The organism is Flavobacterium xanthum (genome assembly GCF_900142695.1).
Classification (GTDB): domain Bacteria; phylum Bacteroidota; class Bacteroidia; order Flavobacteriales; family Flavobacteriaceae; genus Flavobacterium; species Flavobacterium xanthum.
The window spans coordinates 40159-65130 of record NZ_FRBU01000018.1 but is presented as its reverse complement, the minus strand read 5'-3'; the positions used below and the strand labels follow the sequence as shown (position 1 = coordinate 65130).

Sequence of the window (24972 nt, the reverse complement as noted above, 5' to 3'; positions counted from 1 at the left end):
AGCTTTTTCATACAATTGCTTTTTTCTGATCATAAAGGAGCTTCCGCTGGTCGCTCTTTATGATCGGGAAAAATAAGCAATTCTATTTCAAAAGGCTTTCCTCTTTCATCAGGGCTACAAACGTTAGCCCTTATTTTCAAATATTTCTTGTTGTTCAAATAAGATTTTTTGAAGAAAAGAAAAGAGTCAAAGGTGTAAAATAGAAGTAAAATTCAAAAAACAGGGTAGTTTTTTAATTTTTGAACGTTAAAATTAAAAAAAAGAGTCTAATTTTTGATTAAATCTCCTATATTAGCTTTTTTGAAATATTCTGTTGGGAATGAAGCTTTTTTTGCTTGTTTTTGCAATCAATATTCTTCAAAATTTGACATCCAGTTTAGTAATTGCAACAGAATTGCAACGAGGCATGTTTTTTAGTGTTTTTACCAATGAAACATAAAACAATAGGAATGTAAAACAGACACAGTCTGAGTCTCTTTTATAAAAAGAGCCTTAAATTATTTTTACATCTTTCAATGAAATTGTAAAAAAGAAAAGTTTAGCGAGATCTAATAATTATATCCCGAAATCGCTAGAAAGAATACAAAGGGGTAGGTAATTTGAAACAAATGAATATGAGATTAAAGGTAATAGTAGGACTAGTTTTTTTGAACAGTATCGTTCTTTTTGCACAAGAAAAAATCACAAAGCACACTATAGTTAAAGGGGAAACAATATCAAGCATCGCTGAGAAATATGAAGTCAAGCAAAGCGCTATTTTTAAGTCAAATCCCAATGCTAAAAACCTTTTAAAACTCAATTCCGTTTTATTAATTCCTATAGCTTCAACCAAAAACACTACCGTTAAAACCAAAAGTGCTGTAAATCAAGCGACCAAAGAACACGAAGTTCAAGCTAAAGAAACACTTTACGGAATCGCCAAACAATACGGGATTTCCATTAAAGAATTAAACCAAATCAATCCTTCACTGGCAACCGCCGAATTGAAAATTGGTCAAAAAATAAATATACCTGCTGCAGCAATTGCAAACGAAAAAGCAAATCTTGCAACAACAAAACAAATTCCTACCAATATTGAACCGGCTAAAGAATCTAAAATTGAATCCGAAGCAATCCAAAGCTCACACTCCTTCGTTTGGGAAGTAGTAGCAAAAGAAACTAAATATTCGATTACAAAAAAACACGGAATTACAATTAAGGAATTTGACAAAGCCAATCCGTCTTTAGGAGTTAAGTCCCTTAGAGTTGGTCAGAAAGTAGTTATCCCAGGAGTCGATTCACCAAGACCAGAAATGGTTGTTGCCTCACTTGGTACTCTATCAGTATCTGAAGCAGCGTCTAAAAATATAGTGTCAACGCAAATTAGTGTACCAAAAGCACAAGAAACGATAGCGGCACCAATTCAAAATTCTCCAACTAGTCTGCAGACAATTACAAGAGAGGTACTGGCCAAAGAGACAAAATATGCCATTGCAAAAGAATACGGAATTACAGTTAAAGAGTTAGAAAATCAAAATCCAGCGATTAAAAATGGTCTTCCTGTAGGTTATAAATTGAGTATTCTTTCTCAGACAGTTGCTGAAAACAGTGCGGCTCTTGCTGTCGATTTAAATGATAAAGAGACTAAAATAGAAAGCAGTAAAATTGATTTTAATAATGCAATCAAGCCTACTTTTAGCCATGATTTTCTTGACCAATTGATAGAACGCGCTTCCGAAAATATAGGAACGAGATACCGCACGGGCGGAACTACTAAATCGGGATTTGATTGCTCAGGACTTATGTGTACTACTTTTGGTGCATTTGACATTAAATTACCTCGAACATCTCGAGAACAATCGAGTATGGGTACCAAAATAAACACAGAAGAGGCCCAAAAAGGGGATCTTATTTTCTTCAAAACAAATGGTAGAAGTCAAATCAATCACGTCGGAATGGTAGTTGAGGTTTGCGAAGGCGAAATTAAATTTATTCATTCTTCAGTCAGCAACGGTGTAATCATATCTTCCACGAAAGAAAAGTACTATGAGAAAAATTTCTCGCAAATAAATAGAGTGCTGCAATAAGCTATTCAGAAATTATATTTTATAAAAACGCTCCAATGTATTGGAGCGTTTTTTTTTATACTATTTTTAAAGCTTTATTTCTCCTGCATTTCCGCTCACTAAATTGGTACCGGTAACAACAGACGCAGCCATTTTTAAAAAGTTAATCATTTGATTGCCGTCAGTATCCCAAAAATAGGCACTTGTTGGTTTTACTTTGATCAGGGAAATATTGGGGTCATTTTTACCTTCTTTGAACCATATATTTACTACTGGTGTCCACAACTCTTCAATTTTATCCCGGTCTGTAGTAATGATTGCTTCACCGTTTACAACCATATAACTTCCTTTACCCGGATGTGCAAAAAATAATTGAACATTGGAATCTTGTTCTATTTCTTTATTCTTATCACTGTCTTTTTCACTAAAAAACCAAATGTTTCCTTCATCGCAGACTTTCACGGCACCCATTGGTCTGGTCGTTGCTCCATCGTTTGTTTTAAGATTGGTACAAAAAAGGCAAGTATTAATTTCTTTAACTAGGCTTTTAAGTTTATCTATTCCTTCAACTGTGTATTCATTTGCATGATCGCTCATAATCTTATTTTTATAATGATTAAAAATCGCTACTTATTGTTCAACAAAGTTGGTGAACAAAGCGGCAAAAAGCATTACATAATTTAGGAGAAAAGTTTCAATTTTTACATATTTGATTAGTAAAAACCTTTAGCTCTAGCATATACAAATACCTTATGCTAGAAATAAAAAAAACGCCTGAACGGGAAAACTTCCTTATTTACTATTTTTCAACACTGTTGATCTCAATCCAGTATCCATCAGGATCCTGAATGTAGATTTGCTTGATTCCATCAGCCCGAACGGTAATTGTATTCAGTCTACCAGGCCAGTCAGAATACGTAATTTTTAGAGTTTTTAAGAGGTCGATTAATGCTTCAAAATGAGTTGCTTTAAATGCTAAATGTACCGCTTTATTGATGGTAACGGGTTCTTTGATTGTAGCAACAAGGTGAAGCTCTTTTCCCTCTCCTAAGGAGATCCAGCGAATCCCCTCTTTTTTAGTAAGGTTGGTTATCTCTGAAAAGTTTAAAACATTTTTATAAAAACCAACAGATTTTTCCAGGTCCTTAACTGACAATGCAACGTGGTCTAATTTTAAAGTAAAAGGGGTACTCGTTTGTGCGCAAAGCGTTCCGGCCCCGATGAAAGTAAATAGTAAGGAAATTAAAAATTTAGTTTTCATGTGGTTTATGTGCTTGGTGATTTTGTTTTTTCTTTTACGATTGTTTATTAAAGTTGCTGTTTTTGAATGTTGATTCCTTAGAGTATTATGATCTTATTAGGGCCTTGTTTATTATTTTGATCCAATCCTCCTTGTCGCCAGTATTCGTGTTTATTGCCACACTGTTATTGTTATACGGTTCATAAGTTTTTAGATTTGCGCGGGAGAAAAGCCCAACAGTCGGCGTAAGGACGGAACTGGCTAAATGCATAATCCCACTATCTGCACCAATGAAGATTTCTGTATTAGCAATGACAGATCCAATTTCACGAATGTCTTTACTATAGAATGTAAGTGCTTTAAAGCCGATTTGCGAAATGTTTTCAACAGGTAAAATTTCGATAATATTATAATCTTGATATTCGGTTAGTAAACGTTCATAAAATTCTTCCCACCACGATTCTGAGTAGCATTTATCAGAGGTTGCGTAGGTAAAGATGCAAATCGTTTTTTTGTCATTTTTAACCAATTCTTGAATTGTTTTTTGTCCTTCCTTGATTTCCAAAGAACTTAATTTTAAGTCCAATGGTGGAATTGGATTGTCATTTTTAGCAAATCCTAATTTAGTTAGAAAATGCCTAAATTCATATACTGGATATTTTGCAATATGCACATAGTCACTATGCTCTAGTTTCATAGCTTCGTCATCATCGCCAAAAAATTTGTATTTAGCATCAGCAAATTGAGCTGATAATCGTCCAGACGAGGAATTTTTGTCTACGTTGATGACAATGTCATATTTTTGTTTTTTGATCTTTACCCAAACCTTAAAATAGGCTGCCAAATTTTTAAAAGGTTTTTTAGGAAGTTCAATGATGTAATTAATATTTGGATAATTTTTAAATACAATAGGTGCCAAACCGCCCTTTACAAACAAATCAATTTTACACGCTGGAAAAGCAGCTATTACATCTTGAACCAGCGGAGTAATGAGCAACAAATTACCCAATCTGTGGTTGGGCCTTGAAATCAAAATTCTTTTGATTTCAATTTTTTGCCTTAAATCTATGATTTGATTATTTTGTGAACTGCCAATATTTTTGGTAAGTCCATGCGTAATAATTCTTCTGACTTTATTTACTTTTTTTAAGATACTCATCGATTTATAATAGAATTTATAATTGAACCTATTTGTTTATTCATAAATCAGGATTGAAAAATAATAATTTGCTTGTTATCGTTATTTCAAACACAATCTAAAATGCTCTGTCATGAGACAAATGTACAATTAACGACTTAATAATGGCCTAGCTTGTATTTTAAATTAATGGAATTCAAGTGCGTTAGTTTTGTTCACCGTAAGATAGAATAAGCGCTTTATTTTTTTGTCAAAGTAAATTTTCCACCGCCTTGTTTTAAGATCATCTGCTTTTCATTTGGTTTGAATTCTAATTTTATTCCTGCCATTTTAAATTCAAAATTATCCTTTTCAATAGCCTCCAGTGGAAACGCAGCTTGACCTGTTGCCTGCGCAAAAAGTTTGTTGTCTTCTTTTGTAATTGTGATTTTCATTGGAAATCCAGCATCTGAATATTCCCCTAAATAAGGATCTAAATCCTCACTTTTTAGTGTGACAGTTTTAAAATTGGGAATTGTAAACGGTTTGTTGAAATAGGCACTTAAAGCGGCAATCATGATGTCGTTATTTTCATAAGTTCTACCGTTTGAGGTTAATGCAACAGCGATTTTGTCCTCTGGAAAATAAGATAATGTAGATCTGAATTCATCAATTCCTCCCGTATGACCAAAACTCTTCTTCTCATAAAACGGATATTGGAATATTCCCATTCCGTAGTTGTCTTGTAAAGTTGTCATTTGTTTCAGGCTGCTTTCGGAGATTATGGCATTGGCGAAAAGTTTTTCAATAAACAACGTCAAATCTTGTGGATTAGAAACCACTGCGCCAGCTCCCATTGGGATCGACATATCCGTTTCTGGTTCTTTGATCCATTTTTCAGAGAAGGAATACGAGTTGGTTTCGTTATTTAGAATGTTAATCTTACCTCCAATATAGGTATTTTTTAAACCTAACGGTTTTACAATTTTATCGTTCAAAATAGTTCTGAATGGCTTTTTATAGGTTTTTTCCAGAATGTAACTCAATAAAACATAATTGGAGTTGCTGTAATCGGCTTTGCTGTTGGGTTCAAAAATACTTTTCCCTTTGGCAATAATTTCCACCATTTCTTTTTCCGTTTTTGGTTGGGTGTTGTAGGTTAAATATTCAGGACTATTGGTGAAATTTTGAATACCGCTTCGGTGATTTAATAAGTAACCAATAGTTATTTTGTTAGCGTTTTCAATAGTTGGAAAAAACGTTTCAATAGTTTGAGTTAACATTAATTTTTTTTCTTCAATCGCCTTGAAGACTAGTGCAGAAGTAAACATTTTTGAAATAGAACCCACTCTATATTTTGAAAGAGCACCAGATTTTTTATTGCTTTCTATGTCATCCATTCCAATGGACTTTGAATAAAGAAGCGTTCCGTTTTGTGATACGGCGATACTACCCATGAATTTATCTTTGGCTTCCAAAATCTGAAATAAACTGTCCAGTTTGGCAACGTTCATTTTTTGAGCATAGCTTGTTCCAACTAAGAATCCTAAAAACAGGGTGATTGCGATTTTGTTTGTCATGAGAGTTTGATTAATGGATTGATTTAAAGCTCTAAAAATAGTCAATTATTTGTTTAGGAGATTGATTATTTGATGCTGATGTTAGAATAGAAAGTAACGAATTTTCATTTATTCGAGTCAAGTCAAATTCCCTCGGTATCTTGCTACATAAAATAGAATTGATGTAAATTATGTGCTGGTGGTATAAAAAAGTATCGTTACGATGCAGGATTCTAAAAATATTTCTAATCTTTGACGACTAAAAGAACACTATTATGAGCACAACAAAACTAACAATCAATCGCAACGGGTCTATAAAAATAGAAGGCGATTTTGAAATAACAGACTGTGAAGGAAAAACATACGGTTTAGAAGGAAGAACGGCTTTGGGTCTTTGCCGATGTGGGTTGTCAGCCAACAAACCTTTTTGTGATGGTTCACACCGCAATGGTTTTGAGCATGAATCAGCAGCATTTGACTTGCCGACGGTAAAAACGAAGTAATATCGTTTTCTGATTAAATAAGAAAAGCTACATCCAGTATCGATGTAGCTTTTTTGTTTATGATTTAAATCGATTAAATACCATAGGTTATTCGCTAAATTTACTATTATTCAAATTTCACTTATTTTTCAAACTGCTAATAATCGCCATAACATCTTGATCGCCTAATCCTTCTTGTTCTGCTGCGGCATAACTGTCATACAAAGGATGAATCAACGGGGAATCAAGTCCTGCTTCTTTGGCTAATCTTAAATCTTTAACGAGGTGTTTCAAAGCAAATGCGGCGGGGAAAGAGTCGTTTAAAATAGAAGGTGTTTTGATATTCGTGATCCCGTTGCCACAAGCGCCTTGATTGATGATGTTGAGCATGTCTTCTTTATTTACGCCGTTTTTCTCCGCAAACAAAACCGTTTCGGCTATGCCTTGAAGATTCAATCCTAGCAAGTAATTGATAGCTAATTTTGCAGTGCTCGCTACGCCCGGCGCACCAACATGAATGGCGATTTTTCCGAGAGCGTCAAATAAAGGTTGAGCTGTTTCAAAATCTTCGTTGGAAGCACCCACAAGAATAACTAAGGTTCCGTCTTGTGCTGGTTTGACACTTCCTGAAACTGGTGCATCGATAAAATGAACTTGATGCAGCTGACAAAGCGTGTGGAGATAACGGGAGGTCTCTGGAGCAACGGTACTCATGTTGATGATGGTTTTTCCAGGAATTGCAGCAGCTAGTAATCCTGTTGGGCCTTCAAAAACTTCTTTTACAGCCGCGTCATTGGATAACATTGTCACTACAACATCAGCCGTCTCCATGAGGTGTTGTAAACTTGTGGCTGCTGTTGCGCCTTCGGCAAGTAATGGTGCTTCTTTGTCTTTGGTGCGGTTGAAAACGGTTACTTCAAAACCAGCTTTGAGTAAGTTTAAAACCATTGGGTTTCCCATATTCCCTAATCCAACCCATCCTAATTTTAATGTATTCATGATTTTTGGTGTTGTTTGTTTTATATTTTTATTGGTGTTTAAAGGGTGTAAAATGAAGTATCATGCATCTTAAATACGCGCTTACTAAAGTACGTTTTATTGGGATAGCACAAAAAAGTAAATGACTTATATGTTTAAAAAGAGGATATTACTTTAGTACTGAAGATGGTTCTTTAGTTTTGTTATGAAATAGATAAACGACAATTTACCGTAGTTTGCATGAGGGATGGAAGCGGCATCCTTTATTTTCTTTCTTTAAGAAAATAAAGATACAGCGTACAGCCCGACCATGCTGCAACGACAGTGAAAGCAAGGTCATGCCCTAAAAACAGGAATTCGATTTTAGATTTCCAAAAAAAGTATATCTTTAGCGAACTAAAAAACCAAAAACCCACTTTATGGAAGACCAAAAACCAGACGATTTTAAAAGAGAATTAGGATTACTTGACGGAACCATGCTCGTGGTGGGTTCAATGATAGGTTCCGGAATATTTATTGTGAGCTCGGATATGGTTCGGCAATTGGGTTCGGCCGGTTGGCTTATTGCGATGTGGGTGCTTACGGGTACAATTACAGTGATTGCGGCTGTGAGTTATGGCGAGTTGAGCGCAATGTTTCCTAAAGCGGGTGGACAATATGTGTACATTAAGGAAGCGTACGGAAAATTAGTTGGGTTTTTATACGGTTGGAGCTTTTTTGCCGTGATACAAACGGGAACGATTGCCGCAGTGGGTGTGGCTTTTGCTAAATTTGCTGCTTACTTGTATGCGCCTCTGAGCGATAAGAATATTCTGTATGAGTTAGGTAGTTTTAAACTCAATGCTGCTCAGATTGTTTCTATTATTACCATTATTCTACTAAGTTATATTAATAGTCGTGGTGTTAAAAACTCTAAGATTTTACAAACGGTTCTTACTGTAATCAAAATTTTGTCGCTGGCTGGTTTGATTATTTTTGGTTTTATGGCAGCTAAAGCAGAAGTTTGGGATGCCAACTGGACGAATGCTTGGACGTCACAAGCGCTGGATACGACTTCAGGAACTTGGATGCCTATTAGTGGAGTGACATTGATATCAGCCATTTCTGCAGCCTTGGTAGGCTCACTGTTTTCGAGTGTGGCTTGGGAAGGGGTAACTTTTATTGCAGGGGAAATTAAGAATCCAAAACGCAATGTAGGATTGAGTTTGTTTTTAGGAACGTTGATTGTGAGTGTGATTTATATTTTGGCTAATATTATGTACTTGGCAGTAGTGCCTTTGTATGATATTGCGACGGCCGAATCCGATCGTGTGGCTGTGGTGGCTTCACAAAGTATTTTTGGTTCTATTGGGACTTTAATTATTGCGGTAATGATCATGATTTCGACTTTTGCTTGCAATAACGGTTTGATTATGGCGGGTGCCAGAGTGTATTATACAATGGCGCAAGACGGTGTTTTCTTCAAGAAAGCTGCCGAATTAAATAAAGCGAGTGTTCCAGCTTGGTCTATTTGGGCGCAATGTATCTGGGCTTCGGCACTTTGTCTGACTGGGAAATACGGAGATTTACTAGATTTTGTGGTGATTATTGTGTTGATATTTTACATCTTGACCATATTGGGAATCTTTATTCTTCGCAAGAAATTGCCAGATGCTGAAAGACCGTATAAAGCGTTTGGCTATCCATTTTTGCCGGCACTTTATATTGTTGTTGCTAGTGCAATATGCATCGCTTTGCTGTATACTAAAACGAGCACGAGTGGTTGGGGTGTTTTGATTATGCTAGTTGGAATACCAATTTACTATTTGACTAAAGCTAAGGAGTAGTTTTTTAAAATTAGGAGTTATGAATTAGGAGTTATGAATTTGCGGATGTAAATCGTATTTTTAAATAGGGATTTTTTACAAATCAGTGAAAATCCTTTGAATCCGTTTTATCTGCGTTCCATTCGATACAAAATTGGAAAAGTAACACTTAAAAAAAATCCGTTTAATCCGTGTCATCTGTGGCTAAATTTAGAGCAACAATGCCATTAAAAAAGTAAAAAAAAATCCGTCTCGTTGTAAAAACTGGACGGATTTTCTATTGAATTCAGGTTGTATTGCGGTTGTTTTAAATCTACAAATTAATGACTAAAAACTAATAACTAAAAAATTACAACCGCAATATGCAACCTGTAAAGGACGGCTAGTAATACGTAAAACGTCTTACTTTAGCAATGTATTTTGCCAATCGGATTACTTGGTGGCTGTAACCGTATTCATTATCGTACCAAATGTATAAGACGATATTCTTTCCGTCTTTTGAAACGATCGTCGCGTTACTGTCATAAATAGCAGGTTGTGGCGTACCTATTATATCTGAAGAAACTAACTCATTATTCATGGAATATTTTATTTGCTCTACCAGCTCGCCTTCCAAAGCATATTTTTTCATGATAGCATTGATTTCCTGCACCGAAGTAGTTTTTGAAACCTCAAGGTTTAAGACAACCAAAGATCCATTTGGAACTGGAACCCGAATCGCATTAGAGGTCAGTTTCCCTTCCAGTGATGGCAACGCTTTTGCAACAGCACTTCCAGCACCAGTTTCGGTAATTACCATGTTTAATGCGGCTGCTCTTCCACGACGGTATTTTTTGTGCATGTTGTCCACAAGATTCTGGTCGTTCGTGTATGCATGAATCGTTTCTAGATGTCCTTTGACAACACCTAAAGTATCTTCAACCGCCTTTAAAATAGGTGTAATCGCATTGGTAGTGCAGGATGCAGCAGAAAAAATATTAATTTCATCCGGATTATATTCGTTCTGGTTCACACCATGAACAATGTTTGGAACTCCCTTTCCAGGAGCGGTAAGCAATACTTTATCGGCTCCTTTTGAAACCAAATGGCGGCTCAATGCCTCGTGTGTCGTAAATGCACCCGTATTGTCAATTACTAAAGCATTATCGATTCCAAAATGCGTATAATCAATTTCTTCTGGAGCGTTTGCAGTAATAACATGGACAGTAGTTCCGTTGATTATCAATGCGTTATTTTCGGGGTCGGCAATTACAGAACCTTGAAAGTCTCCATGTATAGAATCATATCGCAACAAGGAAGCTCTTTTTTCAAGCGATGTAGCGTCATTTTTATCACGTGTAACAATCGCTCGCAAGCGCAACTGACTTCCTTTTCCAGTTTTAGACATCAGCTCTCTGGCTAATAGACGACCAATACGTCCAAAACCATATAAAACAACATCTTTAGGTTGTACCTCTTCTGAGTCTTTTGCGTTTTTTAATTTGTCAATCACAAAATACTTAGCATCTGGATATTTGTCCTCTTCTAAACCATATTCATAGGTTAGCTTGCCAATATCTAATTTTGAAGGTAGCAAGTTCAATTCTAAAACCGCTTTTGCAATTTTAACAGAATCGAATATCGAAATGGGTTTGCCTACAAATTCAGCTGCATATTCATGCAGATTAATGATGTCACTGACATTTCTGTCTAGGAGTTGATTTCGAAATAAAACCATTTCGATTGATTTGTCGTACCATAAATCGCTGATAATTTTAATCAGTTTTACTCCTGCGCGTCGCCTGTCAGCTTGAAAAGAAACTTCTTTTTCGTATAAAGTTGTAGTTGCCATGTTGAAAATTTAATGAAAATAAGTGATTGTATTTTTTAAAATTTGCGCAAAAGTACCGATTTCAATCGATTTCGTAACGTGTTTTGTTATTTATTTGCAAATAAAAAAGCCATCTTGTTTTTTCAAGATGGCTTTCGTTTTATTAAAATGGTAGTATTAGAGAATCACTCGCATTACTTCCCCACTTTTAGTAATCATTTCAATACGTACGGTTTGGCTTTCTTCTTTTTTACTTAAAAGTTTAGACACCGTTTCTACATCTGTAGCTTTGACATTGTCAATACTCAAGATAATATTTCCCACCAACTCCTCTCTGTATTGTTTTAAATTTTCGCTGGTGATCGATTTGATTTTTACGCCATAATCAATTTTGAATTTCTTTTTATCTGCTGCTTCTATATTTTCTAATTCAATTCCTTTAAATTCGGTGCTGAAAAATTCATTTTTACTAAGCACTACTGGAATTATTTTTGTTTTTCCATCTCTGATATACGTCACTTGAACTTTGTCATTTGGTCTTTTAGTATTGATATATCCCGAGAGATCAGCAAAAGTAGCAATGTTTTGATCGTCTAATTTAATAATGATATCCCCTTTAGTAAGTCCTGATTTTTGAGCGCCAGAATTTTGCGTTACTTTATTAATGTAGAATCCTTGTGTTTGCGAAATTCCTAACTCCTTAGAAGCAATTCCATTTAGTTCGCCTCCTTCAACACCCAAAATTCCACGTTGTACATTACCAAATTCCATTAAATCTTCAATAATTTTTCGGGCAATATTCGAAGGAACTGCAAACGAATAGCCTACGTAAGATCCCGTCATGGAGGAAATCATCGTGTTGATTCCTATCAGTTCGCCACGCGTATTCACTAAGGCGCCACCACTGTTTCCCGGATTTACCGCGGCATCTGTTTGTATGAAAGACTGGATTCCGCTAGTGTCTAAATCTCTAGCTTTCGCCGAAACAATTCCGGCAGTTACCGTGGACGTTAAATTATATGGATTTCCGACAGCCAAAACCCATTCACCAACTTTCACTGAATCAGAATTGGCAAAAACAGTATAGGGTAATTTTTCATTGGTATCAATTTTTAATAAAGCAATATCCATTTTAGAATCGGTTCCAATAAGTTTTGCCTGATATGATTTCTTATTGTTTAAGGTAATTTCAATTTCAGAGGCACCTTTGATCACGTGATTGTTGGTTACGATATAACCATCCTCAGAAATGATTACACCAGAACCAGTTCCTACTTGTTCCTGAGATTGCCCGCCTTTATACCCATAAAAATATTCTAAAATGGGATTTGTAATCGTTCTTCGAGAAACGTTTTTAACGTGGACAACCGTATGAATAGTCTTTTCTGCAGCCTCAGTAAAATCGAGTACATCCGATGATAAGCCTACTTTCTTTCCGTAAGAATTGGATGCTGTTGTTACCAAAGTATCTTTGTCATTAGAAAAATAACCATTGGTGTCAAATAATAACTTGTAGGAACCTAGTGTTACTACTCCGCTCAACAAGGAAACTAAAAAAAGTGTTGAAATTTTTTTCATAATTAAATTCGTTTATTAAGATATTTCCATGTAAAAATAGAATTAAAATTGATTCCTAAAATACAGTTTAACGCTCTTTAACAATGATTAACATTTCATTAATAGTTCGTACTTTTGTGAGACACAATTCAAATTTAAATGCAATTAGAATTTTATAAATACCAAGGAACAGGAAATGATTTTGTAATGATTGATAATCGTTCTGAGTTTTTTCCAAAAGAGAACACAAAACTAATAGCACATTTATGTGACCGACGTTTCGGGATAGGTGGCGATGGGTTGATTTTGTTAGAAAATGATCCTGAAACTGATTTTAAAATGGTCTATTACAATTCAGATGGAAACCAAAGTTCCATGTGCGGGAACGGTGGACGCTGTTTAGTGGCTTTCGCCAAAAAGCTGCAGGTAATCGAGAATAATGCTACTTTCATAGCCACAGATGGTTTGCATCACGCAACAATTGGCGATGATGGATTGGTTTCGTTACAAATGATTGATGTTGCTGAGGTAAAAGTCAGTTCAGATCATGTGTTTCTAAATACGGGTTCGCCACACCATGTGCAATTGGTTGATGATTTAGAAAAGTACAATATAAAAGAAAACGGAGCTGCTATTCGATACGGGAATTTGTATGGAAAAGCGGGAAGTAACATCAATTTTGTAAAACAAATTAATGACTCCACTTTTTCGCTAAGAACGTATGAAAGAGGCGTAGAAGATGAAACACTTTCTTGTGGAACGGGCGCTACAGCCGTTGCAATTGCGATGAATGTACTAGGAAAAACAGAGGCATCTTCAATAAATTTGAATGTTGAAGGCGGAAAATTAGTAGTTTCGTTTGAAAAAAAAGAAGGGCAATTTTCCAAAGTCTTCCTGAAAGGACCAGCGGAATTTGTATTCAAAGGGAGTATTGAGATTTAATTCCGAAACAATTTATAAAAATTTAAATCCTCTATACTCTAAAATAAACAGCATATAATTTTAAACATATAAGTCAAGTAAGTTAGTCTGTCAAATAGTGGTTAAAAGGCAATATAAGATAAAACGTCCTTTGCAAGTCTATAAGTTCGTGCTAAAATGAACTATTGGTTTTACTTGATTTTATTCAAATTAAAAACTTATATGACTTATATGTTTTAACATTGTTGAATAAAATGCTGTTATTTGTAGCATGAAGCGTTAAAATAAACTTGGTGTATCTCTGTGATGCCTCTGTGTAACTTTGTGAAACAATTAAATGAAAACATTAAAAGGCGATAACATCTATATTCGAGCATTAGAACCCAATGATTTGGAGTTTGTTTATGCCATAGAAAACGACCAGAGCATTTGGGAAGTCAGTAATACACACACGCCTTACAGCCGGTTTTTAGTCAAACAATATTTAGAAAATGCTCATCAGGATATTTATGAAGCCAAGCAATTGCGATTGGCTATTTGTCAGGATCAGGATTTTCCCGCTTTGGGTTTAATCGATTTATTTGATTTTGATCCAAAGAATAATAGGGCAGGAGTGGGCATCGTTATTCAAGGCAACGAAAACAGAAGACAGAATATTGGTTCAGAAGCTTTGGGATTATTAATCGAATATGCTTTTTGTAATCTTAATTTACATCAATTATATGCAAATATAGGAACCGAAAATGAAGCAAGTAAAGCTCTTTTTACTAAATTTGGATTCGAAATGATAGGCGTAAAGAAAGACTGGACTTTTGTAAACGGAAAATACAAAGATGAAGCTATTTTTCAATTGGTTAATACTAAATTTTAAAAAGTACAGTTATAATTCCCAATCTTTTAAACAGAAAGAAAGATTATAGATACTAACACTCCAACAAAAAAATACCACACATGAACTTAAAGAAAATTATCACAATAGTATCCGTTGTCTTAATATCAATATTAATGATTTACGGATTAATTATTTTGCGTCAGATTTTTTCTTCCAACACAAAATTTTCAGAAAATGAAGTCTATGTTTATATTCCAACGGATTCGAATTATGAAGCGGTTAAAAAAATAGTGGCACCGTATATTGAAAACATGGATCGTTTTGACATGGTCGCCAGTAAAAGAGGCTATTCTGCTAATGTAATTCCGGGGCGTTTTTTACTAACCAAAGGAATGAACAGTTATGAATTGGTGAAAACCTTGCGACTAAATTCGGCTGTAAAGTTAGCTTTCAATAATCAGGAACGTGTAGAAAATTTAGCGGGACGTGTAGGTTCTCAAATTGAAGCCGATAGTGCAGCGTTATTGAATTCGTTTAAAGATTCTATTTTTCTAAAACAAAACGGATTCAACGAAGAAAATGTTTTGGTACTATTTATTCCAAATACATACGAGATTTATTGGAACACTACTGCTGAAAAGTTCCGCGATAAAATGATCAAAGAATACCGTAATTTTTGGAATAAAGAAAGAGTTGCCAAGGCGCAAAAACAAGGGTTGACTCCAATTGAAGCAACGATTTTGGCTTCAATAGTGCATAAGGAATCTGTTAAAAAAGATGAAAGACCTAGAATTGCAGGTGTGTATTTGAACCGTTTAAGAGCTGGAATGCCATTGCAAGCTGATCCAACCGTAATATTTGCAATGAAAAAAAAATCGAATGATTTTAATCAAGTTATCAAAAGAGTTTTTTACAATGATTTGACGATGGCGCATCCTTATAATACATATATGAATGTTGGTCTGCCTCCTGGACCTATTGCTATGCCTGACATCACAGCGTTAGAAGCTGTTTTGGACCCTGAAAAAAATAACTTTATTTATTTCTGTGCGAGTGTAGAGCGTTTCGGATACCATGAGTTTGCCGCTACTTTAGAAGTACACAATAAAAACGCCAAAAAATATTCGGATTGGATCAACAGTCAAGGAGTGAAAAGATAATTTTGAAATTTAAAGTTTTCGTTATATTTTTCTTGTTTATTGGGTTCCAAATTGCTTTCTCACAAAATCAGGAGGAAAGTTTTTTTAAACCCTCCGATTCTTTAAATGCGAAAAGACAAAATTCCGTTATTATTTCGGAAGCTGTTTTGGCTACGGGAACTTTAATAGGCTTAAACCAACTTTGGTACGCCGAGTATCCCAAATCTAATTTTCATTTTATAAATGATAATTCCGAGTGGCTTCAAATGGATAAAGCCGGTCATGTATTTTCATCGTATCATTTGGGACGATTTGGTGCCGAAATGTTACATTGGAGTGGAGCTACTAAAAGAAATCAATTATTATATGGAGCGGGTTTAGGCTTTGCGTTTCTAACCGCCGTTGAGGTATTAGACGGCTATTCCTCTGAATGGGGCGCTTCCTCTGGCGATATAATTGCTAACGCAGCTGGAACCGCTTTGTATGTCTCGCAAGAATTAATCTGGAAGGAACAACGCATTACCCCGAAATTCTCTTTTCATACTACGAAATATGCAAGTGAAAGACCGGAAGTATTAGGCAGTTTCTTCTCTGAGCAAATTTTAAAAGATTACAACGGTCAAACGTATTGGCTTTCGGTCAATTTACATTCTTTTGCTAAAGGTTCTAAAATACCAAAATGGCTGAATGTTGCATTGGGATATGGAGCAGAAGGAATGATCACTGGGAGAAATGAAAATAGAACCACTTTTTCAGCTTCAAATCCACAACGTTTTAGACAATTTTATCTTAGTTTGGATGTCGATTTAACAAAAATTAAGACCAATTCTCATTTTTTAAAGACCGTTTTTTCTGTTTTTAATACCATTAAAATTCCCGCACCAACCATCGAATTGGTGCGTTTCAACGAGGTAAAATACCACTTAATCTATTTTTAGAAAAGTTTAACTAACTGATTATCAGTATAATTATTTTTATTGTATCTTTGCGCGTAGAAATTTCATAACGGGACAGCGTTTGAAGAAAAACAATTTATGATAAAGAAATGGTATTTTTATACAAGTTTGACTGTAATTACAGTTTTTTTGAGCTCAGGTTTTAGACCTTTTAATTTGGAAACCAACCCATGGTTTCTTATCAACGAAGAAGATGGTACACACTACTTATATCCATCTCAAGAACAAGAAGAATACACGAATTTAAACATCCCTTTTACCGGAAATTTCTTTATTGGTTTCAGAGAAGCTTTGGGCTATCGAGAATCAGAAAGCAAATACAAAAAAATCAATTCTTTAGGATATATGGGTAAATACCAATTTGGTATTGAAACCTTAAAATCAGTGGGCATATACAATCGCTCCGCTTTTTTAAATAGTCCTGAACTGCAAGAAAAGGCATTTTTAGCCCTTTTGGCGCAGAACAAGTGGGAATTAAAAAAAGAAATTGAAAAATACGAGGGTACAATCTTAAATGGCATTCGTGTTACAGAATCTGGGATATTAGCAGCTGCTCACCTTGGAGGTGCAGGATCAGTAAAAAAATATTTTAGATACAAAGGCAAACGAAATTTTAGAGATGCTTATGGAAGTTCCGTGCGTAGTTACATGAAAATGTTTGGAGGTTATGATACTTCGTTTATTGTTGCAGACAGCAATGCGAAAGCCAAAATCAGATAATACATTATTGGATAAAAAAAATAGGCTGTCAATCAAGGATTGACAGCCTATTTTTTTTATTACTAGATTACTTTGCTTTAAGAATTTCACCATTAGGGCGAACCAATAATTTAATGGTTTCCTTATCTTTTTTTATTTTCACATTGTATTGTTTTTTAATGATGTCTCCGTCCTCTTGTGTGTAAACAAAACTATCATTTACAATAGTCCAGCCAGGATATGTTCGGTAGATGGAGTAGATTACTTCGCCAGGAAGAACCACATTCTTGAATTGTTCTACAACTCGTACTAGCTTTCCTTGTTCGTTGTAGGTAGCGGTTAACGATCCGTTTTTTACCTCCATAACCACAAGATACTCTTCGTACCCTTCAGCATCTTTTCCTAAATCATAAGCGATGAATTTCTCTTCTACCATTTTGACCTTTTGGTCAGGATTATTATCAGGAATGTAAATTGAAAAATCAGTTCCTACTCTCTTAATGATCACTCCAGGTAATTCTTCTATTTTGATTTTTCCTTTTTCAGTTACTTGAGCATTTACTGCTAGTGTAACGCTTAAAAAAAGTATAATAATAAGTGCTTTCATAATATTTAAGTTTTAAATTAGTTAATGATTTTTGGAATTATATTCAACTATAACATTCTAAGGCTTACTTTTTACTTCCCCTTTTTATATTTTGTTAATTATCTTAACATCAGTAATTTATAATTTAATTTCTTCGCTAAAAATAAATAGGCACATGTAAATTTAGTTTTTTATTTCAGGATTTAGCGTTAATTTTACTATAATTTATGTTAACAAAATGAGCCAAATTAGATTCTTTTTATTAGGGTTTTTTTGCTTTTTATTTTAATTAAAAACCAAAAAACACCAAGCTTTCGAATGGTGTTTTTAAGGTAAAATAGAGTATAAAATGGCGTTTGCTTAGTCGAAACTTTCCATTAAAATTTCTAATATTTTAATAGCCGCTTCGCTGATTTTTGTTCCTGGTCCAAAAACGGCTACTGCGCCTGCATCAAACAAAAACTGGTAATCTTGCGCAGGAATTACTCCTCCTACAACTACCATAATGTCTTGTCGACCGTATTTTTTTAGCTCCTCAATAACTTGTGGAACCAAAGTTTTGTGGCCTGCTGCAAGTGAGGAAACACCCAGAATATGAACATCATTTTCTATGGCTTGCTTGGCGGCCTCTTCCGGTGTTTGAAAAAGTGGGCCAATATCCACATCAAAACCTACATCAGCATAACCGGTAGCTACTACTTTTGCTCCGCGATCGTGTCCATCCTGCCCCATTTTTGCAATCATGATTCGAGGGCGGCGTCCTTCTTGTTTGGCAAATGCATTCGCCATTTGTTTTGCTTTTTCAAAACTTTTATCGTCTTTTATTTCTTTACTGTACACGCCACTAAAAGATTTAATTTGTGCTTTGTATCTTCCAAAAACTGTTTCAAGTGCATCGCTGATTTCTCCTAGAGTAGTTCGGTTTCGTGCAGCTTCAACAGCAATTTCCAGTAAATTACCTTGGCCAGTTTGTGCACAAAGGATTAATTTTTTCAGCGACTCTTGAACTTTTTCAGAATCTCTGCTGGCTTTAATTCGGTCTAGTTGTTCCAATTGTTGTTTGCGGACCATTTGGTTATCCACATCCAAAATCTGTAAAGGATCTTCTTTTTCTAATCGATATTGATTGACGCCGACAATAATATCTTGACCGCTGTCAATGCGAGCTTGTTTCCTTGCTGCTGCTTCCTCAATCCTAAGTTTCGGAATTCCAGATTCAATAGCTTTGGTCATTCCGCCCAGTTCTTCAACTTCTTCAATAAGTTTCCAAGCATTTTCGGCGATTTCATTTGTTAAGCTTTCAACATAATAACTTCCGGCCCAAGGATCGACGGTTTTGGTAATTTTAGTTTCTTCTTGTAAATAGAGTTGTGTATTTCTCGCGATTCTTGCTGAGAAATCCGTTGGTAAAGCGATAGCTTCATCCAAAGCATTGGTATGTAAAGATTGTGTTCCTCCAAAAGCGGCTGCAGCTGCTTCAATACACGTTCGAGCCACATTATTAAAAGGATCTTGCTCTGTTAAACTCCAACCTGAAGTTTGACAATGCGTTCGCAAGGCTAATGATTTATCGTCTTTTGGTTCGAATTGTTTGACTAGTTTGGCCCATATCATTCTTCCCGCACGCATTTTGGCAATTTCCATGAAGTGATTCATTCCAATGGCCCAGAAAAAAGACAGACGTGGAGCAAATTCATCAATTTTCATTCCTGTCGCTAATCCTGTTCGAATGTACTCTAATCCATCGGCCAGTGTGTACGCTAATTCAATATCGGCAGTGGCTCCTGCTTCTTGCATGTGGTATCCCGAAATAGAAATAGAGTTGAATTTCGGCATTTTTTTGCTGGTGAATTCAAAAATATCAGCAATGATTTTCATCGAAGGAGTTGGCGGATAAATGTACGTGTTTCGCACCATGAACTCTTTCAAAATATCATTTTGTATCGTACCGGAAAGTAATTCGGGTTTTACGCCTTGTTCTTCGGCGGCGACAATATAGAAAGCCATAATAGGTAAAACGGCGCCATTCATCGTCATAGAAACGGACATTTCATCCAGTGGAATTTGGTCGAATAATACTTTCATATCTTCTACCGTGTCAATCGCGACTCCTGCTTTTCCGACATCGCCAACCACACGTTCGTGATCGGAATCATAGCCACGGTGTGTAGGTAAATCAAAAGCGATTGAAAGTCCTTTTTGCCCTGCAGCTAAATTTCTTCTGTAAAAAGCATTACTTTCTTCAGCTGTCGAAAATCCTGCATATTGGCGCACGGTCCATGGTCTTCGGACATACATTGTTGCGTAAGGTCCGCGTAAATTCGGTGCAAAACCAGCTCCAAAATCAAGATGAGTAAGATGCTCAATATCTTGTTCTGAATACGTTGGTTTTAGTTCGATTCCTTCTGCAGTTAGAAATGCATCAGCAAGAGAATTTTCATGCTCCACTTTCAACGGTGTGTTTTCTAATTTTATATGTTGTAAATCTTTTCTTTTCATTTGTTTAGTACAAAGATTATAGTTTTTGAAATTTTTAATTCCTTTCAATCCATATTTCAGTATTTCTTGAAGTATGAAAAACAGCAGTAATGACAATTATGTTATCGTAGTTGTTGAAATGAATTAAGTATGGGAAATTTTCAATTAAAGCCACTCTGGTCTTGTCATATCTTATTTGAAACAGTAACGGATTTGACTTAATTATTTTTAAACTTTCCTTAAATGTATTGGAGAACTTATCGCCCAATTTAGGTTGAATGCTTTTGTACCAATCTAAAGCTGTTTTGAAATCAAGTTTAGCTTCCTCTACAATTACAATTTTATAACTCACCATCAATATCTTTTATAAAATCATCAATATCTTGAGCTGAAGAAGGATTTTTAAGATATTTCTCCGTTCTTTCTCTAACTTGGTCCATTTGCCATTGAGGGATGTCCACATTATTCGACTTTGGAAGAATAATTACTTCAACTTCATCAGCATTAAAATCATCCGGCAATGTGATACTTATTTTGTGATTTTTCACCTTAACGATTTGTCTTATGGCTTCCATTATATTATGTTTTAATAAAGTAAATATACTCTTTTCCAATGGTGTTAAATTAAATAACAGAGTCGGGCTGACTATTCAAGATCTAATCTTTCCTGTTCTATTTTTTCTGCCAAACGTTTTTCGATTATGGGCGTAATCAAAGTTTTTCTTGGTTTGACTTTTACAAAAGGAAACAACTCTAAATCATGTTTCATTTTATCCTGTTTATTAGGATGTTTATTTGTGCCTAATAGAATTTCTTTCCCTAAATCAAATAATTCCTGAGCTGCATCTGCACTTTCCTGAATTTTCCTTTTGATGATTCCGTCATTAAGTTGTTTAAGGAAACCACCATTTGCCTCTATATCTTTGAACAAAGCCAATCCTTTTTCGGCTAATTGATTGGTAAGATTTTCGATATAATAACTCCCGTCAGCCGGATTATTGACTTTGTCAAAATAACTTTCGTTTTTGAGAATCAATAATTGATTTCGGGCGATTCGATCGCCAAATTCATTGTCTTTGTGGTACAACGCATCATAAGGTAAATTAGCAATAGCATCTGCTCCACCAATGATGGCACTCATACATTCGGTTGTGGTACGCAACATGTTTACATTATAATCATACAATGTTTTGTTTCGTTTGGTTGGCGAAACGATGATGTTACAATCTAAGTTATGGTTGTATTCTTTTGCAATCAGATTAAAAAGTAAGCGCAACGCACGTAGTTTTGCAATTTCAAAAAAGTAATTTGTTCCAACGGCCACTTCAAAAACTATGGGTTGATTTATGGTTTCAATTCGATTAAAATATTCATTTACTTGTCCTAAACTATACGCAATTTGCTGCACCATGTTGGCACCTGCATTTTGATACAAAGCAGCATTGATACTTATTAACGATATTGATGTTGTCGTCGTTGTAAGTAAATTCAGGGTATCAAAATTGTTTTTTTCATTAGTTACAAACCAATTACCATCTTTGGCTAATTGCCCAATTGAATCCAGATTGCAAAAAATAATAGTATTATTTTTCTTTGCGAAAGCGTCAATTTTTTTGACGAAATCGATTGAAATAAATCCCAGATTAAAATAAACGGTAATTTTTTCTAATGGTAATTGCTCCAAAAGATGGGTGATATCAATTGATTCGTTTTCTATTGTGAAGCGAAGGCTATCCGCACCACGACTTAATGAGTCAAGCGCTCTTTCTATTGATTTTTGAACATCGTAGACAAATATATTTTGACAAATTTTAAATTCAGACGCTTTAGTGGAAACAGGAAAAGCTTTGGTAAACTCATCTTTGTGGTAAAAGGGTTTTACCTGAATGTCTTCGGGAGAATTCCAAACTAAGGTTTCATTATAATCCGCTCCTTTGAGTTCAAACTGGATTTTTTGTTTCCATTGCTTGGAGGAAATTGGATCGAAAGCATCGAAAAGGTTTGCAGCCATTTTTTGGTTGATTAAGTATGGTTTTGAATAATTAATATTTTAATTATTTTAATTTTTTTCAATCGTGTCGCCTTCAAATTCGATGATATAAATATCTTCACTATCTTTTTTCATATAGTATTTTTCGCGGGCGTATTTTTCTATCTGTTCTGAATTTTTTAATTGCTTAATATTCTCTTGATCTTTTTTAATTTCTTCTTGGTAATAAGTCGCGTTGTCCTCTAAATCTTCGATTTGTTTGTCTAAAATACGATGATCGAAGTAGGAATAATTGTCCAAGAAAATCATCCATGTACAAAAGAACAACAATACCCAGACGTATTTGTTACTTAAAAATTTAAACCAAGATTTATCTTTATGCGGATTCCTCATTTTGTTCTTTTTAGCCCCGATTACAATGAAAATTATTTTTTGACTAGCTTTTGCTAGGGAATAAAGAGATCTTCATTTTACTACTATATTAACGGATTTCCATGAATTTATGTGCAGTGGAAAACAGAAAATAGCGACTATTCCTTTATAGTTTCAAAATTACAACTAAATTACAGAATTTTTTGATTGATTACAGCTCGAACTACATCTATGGCAACGGTGTTGTACTTATCATTCGGAATAATGATGTCAGCAAACGCTTTTGTAGGTTCAATGAACTGCTCGTGCATTGGTTTTAATGTGGTTTGATACCTATTAATAACTTCGTGCATATCGCGGCCTCGCTCTACAATATCGCGTTTCATCCGTCGGATTAATCGTTCGTCAGAATCGGCATGAACGTATATTTTTACATCAAATAATTCTCTTAACTCCGGATTTGCAAGAATTAAAATTCCTTCTACTATCATCACTTTTCTGGGATGTGTAAAAACAGAATCATCAGTTCTATTGTGTGTTGCAAAAGAATAAACGGGTTGGTGAATGTTGTTTCCCTCTTTTAATTCTTTAAGATGTGCAACGAGTAACTCAAAATCGATAGCACGCGGATGATCAAAATTAATTAAAGCTCTTTCATCAAATGAAAGTCCGTGATTCTCTTTGTAATATGAGTCCTGAGAAATAATACCAACTTCTGTTTGTGGTAATTCGTTCATAATCTGATGTACAACGGTTGTTTTTCCGCTTCCTGTACCACCTGCAATTCCTATAATGAGCATAAATGTTTTGTTGTGTTTTTATGGATACAAAAATAGGAATTTAATCGGGAGCAGTTTTTGTTTTTTTAGGAAATATTGCTAATTTAATATATGTGCTAGGGGTTTTCATTAAACATTTTTTACCTTTAGTTTCTAAAATTAAAACTTTGTATTCTCAAATCAACAAAAACATAAGCCGCTACGTCTCTTTTGACCAGCAAGAATTAGAAATCTTCAATTCTTTATTGGAGTTTAAAACCGTTCCAAAGAAAACGATGCTCTTGCAAGAAGGAGAGATGTGCAACTTTGAAGCTTTTGTTGTCAAAGGCTGTGTTCGAAAATATTATATAGATGACAATGGCTTTGAAGTGATTCTCCAATTTGCTATCGAAAATGCTTGGGTAAGCGATATCTCGTTCAGTATCTACGAAGACAAACCAAGCCGTGTTTTTATTGAAACATTGGAAGATTGTGAATTTTTTATGTTCAGTCCTGAATCAAAAGAAGAATTGTTTAGAAACGCACCTCAATTTGAACGTGCGTTCCGAATCCTAATGCAAAGGAGTCTTGCGGTTACTCAAGACCGTTTATTTAATACGATTTCTAAAACGGCAATCGAGAAATATTTAGAGTTTCTTGAACATTATCCCACACTTTCACAGCGCGTTGCCCAGCATTATATTGCTTCTTATTTGGGTATTTCAGCTGAGTTTCTAAGTAAAATAAGAACTAAAATCGCTAAACTTTAAATTCTCTTTTTTTTATTTCTTGTCCTAGTTCAATGCATGCGCTCTTTTTTCGACGCAACTTTGCATCATACTATTAAAGATCAAGACAATGGAAAATACAGATAAAATAATAGAAGGAACAATTACGCATTCCGTTTTGCACAAAGCGAATACTCGAGGTCATGCTGATCACGGCTGGTTAGAATCCTACCATACGTTTAGTTTTGCGAATTATCAAAATCGAGAACGAATGAATTTTGGTGTGTTGCGCGTTCTTAATGACGACAGAGTCAGCCAAGGAATGGGTTTTGGAAAACATCCGCATGATAACATGGAAATTATTTCTATTCCGCTCGAAGGTGATCTAGAACACCAAGACAGTATGGGAAATACTACCGTAATCAAGGAAGGTGATATTCAAGCGATGAGCGCTGGTACCGGAATTTTTCATAGCGAGTACAATAAAAACAAAGACCAATTGGTTAAATTTTTACAGATTTGGATTTATCCAAATAAAAAAAATGTAACGCCGCGTTATGACCAAATCACTTTAGATTTAAACGATCGTCACAATAAACTACAGCAAATTTTATCGCCAAATCCAGAAGATGACGGCGTCTGGATTCATCAAGATGCTTGGTTTCATATTGGGAAGTTTGATAACGATTTTTCTACTTCGTATGAATTAAAAAAACCGGGAAATGGAATTTATGCTTTCATTTTAAAAGGAGATTTCACGATTGGAAACATCACTTTAAATGAACGGGACGGATTAGGGATTTGGGATACGAATACAATTAAAATTACCGCCAATTCAGCCAATGCCGAAATCTTATTGATGGAAGTTCCGATGGAATTGTAATTTAATAAATAACTAATTAATAATAATTTAAATAAAA

The 24972-nt window shown here is 35.0% G+C and carries 24 protein-coding genes; 10 read left to right on the top strand and 14 right to left on the bottom strand.

The features are described 5' to 3' along the window. Window positions 1-614 precede the first annotated feature (614 nt). The gene (locus tag BUC11_RS09295) at window positions 615-2066 is read left to right on the top strand and encodes a C40 family peptidase (protein WP_073353566.1); all 1452 of its coding nucleotides are present in this window, start codon (window positions 615-617) and stop codon (window positions 2064-2066) included. Between the two features lie 66 nt (window positions 2067-2132). On the opposite strand, the gene BUC11_RS09290 is transcribed toward BUC11_RS09295, so the two are convergent. From BUC11_RS09290 to BUC11_RS09275, 4 genes are all read right to left on the bottom strand, one after another. Then, on the bottom strand, window positions 2133-2642 hold the full coding sequence (locus BUC11_RS09290) for a pyridoxamine 5'-phosphate oxidase family protein (protein ID WP_073353544.1): 510 nt from the start codon (window positions 2640-2642) through the stop codon (window positions 2133-2135). Window positions 2643-2844: 202 nt separating this feature from the next. Then, window positions 2845-3306 (bottom strand): VOC family protein, encoded by a 462-nt coding sequence (locus BUC11_RS09285; RefSeq protein ID WP_073353542.1) that lies wholly within the window; start codon window positions 3304-3306, stop codon window positions 2845-2847. Window positions 3307-3391: 85 nt separating this feature from the next. After that, window positions 3392-4444, bottom strand: a complete 1053-nt coding sequence (locus BUC11_RS09280; protein WP_073353540.1) for a glycosyltransferase family 9 protein — start codon at window positions 4442-4444, stop codon at window positions 3392-3394. 218 nt (window positions 4445-4662) lie between these two features. Next, complete coding sequence (locus BUC11_RS09275; protein ID WP_073353538.1) at window positions 4663-5982, bottom strand: serine hydrolase; 1320 nt, start codon at window positions 5980-5982, stop codon at window positions 4663-4665. A 254-nt stretch (window positions 5983-6236) separates the two neighbouring features. Here BUC11_RS09275 and BUC11_RS09270 point away from each other — a divergent pair, with 254 nt between their 5' ends. Beyond that, on the top strand, window positions 6237-6464 hold the full coding sequence (locus BUC11_RS09270; protein ID WP_073353536.1) for a CDGSH iron-sulfur domain-containing protein: 228 nt from the start codon (window positions 6237-6239) through the stop codon (window positions 6462-6464). A 117-nt stretch (window positions 6465-6581) separates the two neighbouring features. Here the strand turns inward: BUC11_RS09270 and BUC11_RS09265 are convergent, their stop codons facing one another. Next, window positions 6582-7442, bottom strand: coding sequence for an NAD(P)-dependent oxidoreductase (locus BUC11_RS09265; RefSeq protein WP_073353535.1), 861 nt, complete (start codon window positions 7440-7442; stop codon window positions 6582-6584). A gap of 398 nt (window positions 7443-7840) precedes the next feature. Here BUC11_RS09265 and BUC11_RS09260 point away from each other — a divergent pair, with 398 nt between their 5' ends. Then, entirely contained in the window at window positions 7841-9247 is a 1407-nt protein-coding gene (locus BUC11_RS09260) for an APC family permease (protein ID WP_073353534.1), read from the top strand. Between the two features lie 361 nt (window positions 9248-9608). Here the strand turns inward: BUC11_RS09260 and BUC11_RS09255 are convergent, their stop codons facing one another. After that, a complete protein-coding gene (locus BUC11_RS09255; RefSeq protein ID WP_073353532.1) occupies window positions 9609-11057 on the bottom strand; it encodes a glyceraldehyde-3-phosphate dehydrogenase in 1449 nt (482 codons plus the stop codon). Between the two features lie 156 nt (window positions 11058-11213). Beyond that, a complete protein-coding gene (locus tag BUC11_RS09250; RefSeq protein ID WP_073353531.1) occupies window positions 11214-12614 on the bottom strand; it encodes a trypsin-like peptidase domain-containing protein in 1401 nt (466 codons plus the stop codon). Between the two features lie 138 nt (window positions 12615-12752). Here BUC11_RS09250 and dapF point away from each other — a divergent pair, with 138 nt between their 5' ends. From dapF to BUC11_RS09225, 5 genes are all read left to right on the top strand, one after another. Continuing rightward, entirely contained in the window at window positions 12753-13535 is a 783-nt protein-coding gene (dapF, locus tag BUC11_RS09245) for a diaminopimelate epimerase (RefSeq protein WP_073353529.1), read from the top strand. 316 nt (window positions 13536-13851) lie between these two features. Further along, the gene (locus BUC11_RS09240) at window positions 13852-14385 is read left to right on the top strand and encodes a GNAT family N-acetyltransferase (protein WP_073353527.1); all 534 of its coding nucleotides are present in this window, start codon (window positions 13852-13854) and stop codon (window positions 14383-14385) included. Window positions 14386-14465: 80 nt separating this feature from the next. Next, the gene (gene mltG / locus BUC11_RS09235; protein WP_073353526.1) at window positions 14466-15506 is read left to right on the top strand and encodes an endolytic transglycosylase MltG; all 1041 of its coding nucleotides are present in this window, start codon (window positions 14466-14468) and stop codon (window positions 15504-15506) included. Next, complete coding sequence (locus tag BUC11_RS09230) at window positions 15503-16423, top strand: DUF2279 domain-containing protein (RefSeq protein ID WP_073353565.1); 921 nt, start codon at window positions 15503-15505, stop codon at window positions 16421-16423. Before mltG ends, BUC11_RS09230 begins: the two co-directional genes overlap by 4 nt. A gap of 96 nt (window positions 16424-16519) precedes the next feature. After that, window positions 16520-17161 (top strand): peptidoglycan-binding protein LysM, encoded by a 642-nt coding sequence (locus BUC11_RS09225; protein WP_066082228.1) that lies wholly within the window; start codon window positions 16520-16522, stop codon window positions 17159-17161. Between the two features lie 67 nt (window positions 17162-17228). On the opposite strand, the gene BUC11_RS09220 is transcribed toward BUC11_RS09225, so the two are convergent. From BUC11_RS09220 to udk, 7 genes are all read right to left on the bottom strand, one after another. Beyond that, complete coding sequence (locus BUC11_RS09220; protein WP_073353524.1) at window positions 17229-17747, bottom strand: hypothetical protein; 519 nt, start codon at window positions 17745-17747, stop codon at window positions 17229-17231. A gap of 339 nt (window positions 17748-18086) precedes the next feature. After that, the gene (gene scpA, locus BUC11_RS09215) at window positions 18087-20225 is read right to left on the bottom strand and encodes a methylmalonyl-CoA mutase (RefSeq protein ID WP_073353563.1); all 2139 of its coding nucleotides are present in this window, start codon (window positions 20223-20225) and stop codon (window positions 18087-18089) included. Between the two features lie 34 nt (window positions 20226-20259). Beyond that, window positions 20260-20559, bottom strand: a complete 300-nt coding sequence (locus BUC11_RS09210) for a type II toxin-antitoxin system RelE/ParE family toxin (protein ID WP_073353522.1) — start codon at window positions 20557-20559, stop codon at window positions 20260-20262. Further along, complete coding sequence (locus BUC11_RS09205; protein WP_073353521.1) at window positions 20546-20779, bottom strand: hypothetical protein; 234 nt, start codon at window positions 20777-20779, stop codon at window positions 20546-20548. The genes BUC11_RS09210 and BUC11_RS09205 overlap by 14 nt, the downstream gene beginning before the upstream one ends. Window positions 20780-20850: 71 nt before the next feature. Further along, window positions 20851-22215 (bottom strand): methylmalonyl-CoA mutase subunit beta, encoded by a 1365-nt coding sequence (locus BUC11_RS09200; RefSeq protein WP_073353519.1) that lies wholly within the window; start codon window positions 22213-22215, stop codon window positions 20851-20853. A gap of 48 nt (window positions 22216-22263) precedes the next feature. Continuing rightward, window positions 22264-22587, bottom strand: a complete 324-nt coding sequence (locus BUC11_RS09195) for an FtsB family cell division protein (protein ID WP_073353517.1) — start codon at window positions 22585-22587, stop codon at window positions 22264-22266. A gap of 170 nt (window positions 22588-22757) precedes the next feature. Further along, complete coding sequence (udk, locus tag BUC11_RS09190; RefSeq protein ID WP_073353515.1) at window positions 22758-23366, bottom strand: uridine kinase; 609 nt, start codon at window positions 23364-23366, stop codon at window positions 22758-22760. Window positions 23367-23512: 146 nt separating this feature from the next. On the opposite strand from udk, the gene BUC11_RS09185 reads away from it, so the two are divergent. Continuing rightward, a complete protein-coding gene (locus tag BUC11_RS09185) occupies window positions 23513-24094 on the top strand; it encodes a Crp/Fnr family transcriptional regulator (protein WP_073353561.1) in 582 nt (193 codons plus the stop codon). Window positions 24095-24182: 88 nt separating this feature from the next. After that, the gene (locus tag BUC11_RS09180) at window positions 24183-24935 is read left to right on the top strand and encodes a pirin family protein (RefSeq protein ID WP_084129586.1); all 753 of its coding nucleotides are present in this window, start codon (window positions 24183-24185) and stop codon (window positions 24933-24935) included. Window positions 24936-24972: the final 37 nt, after the last annotated feature.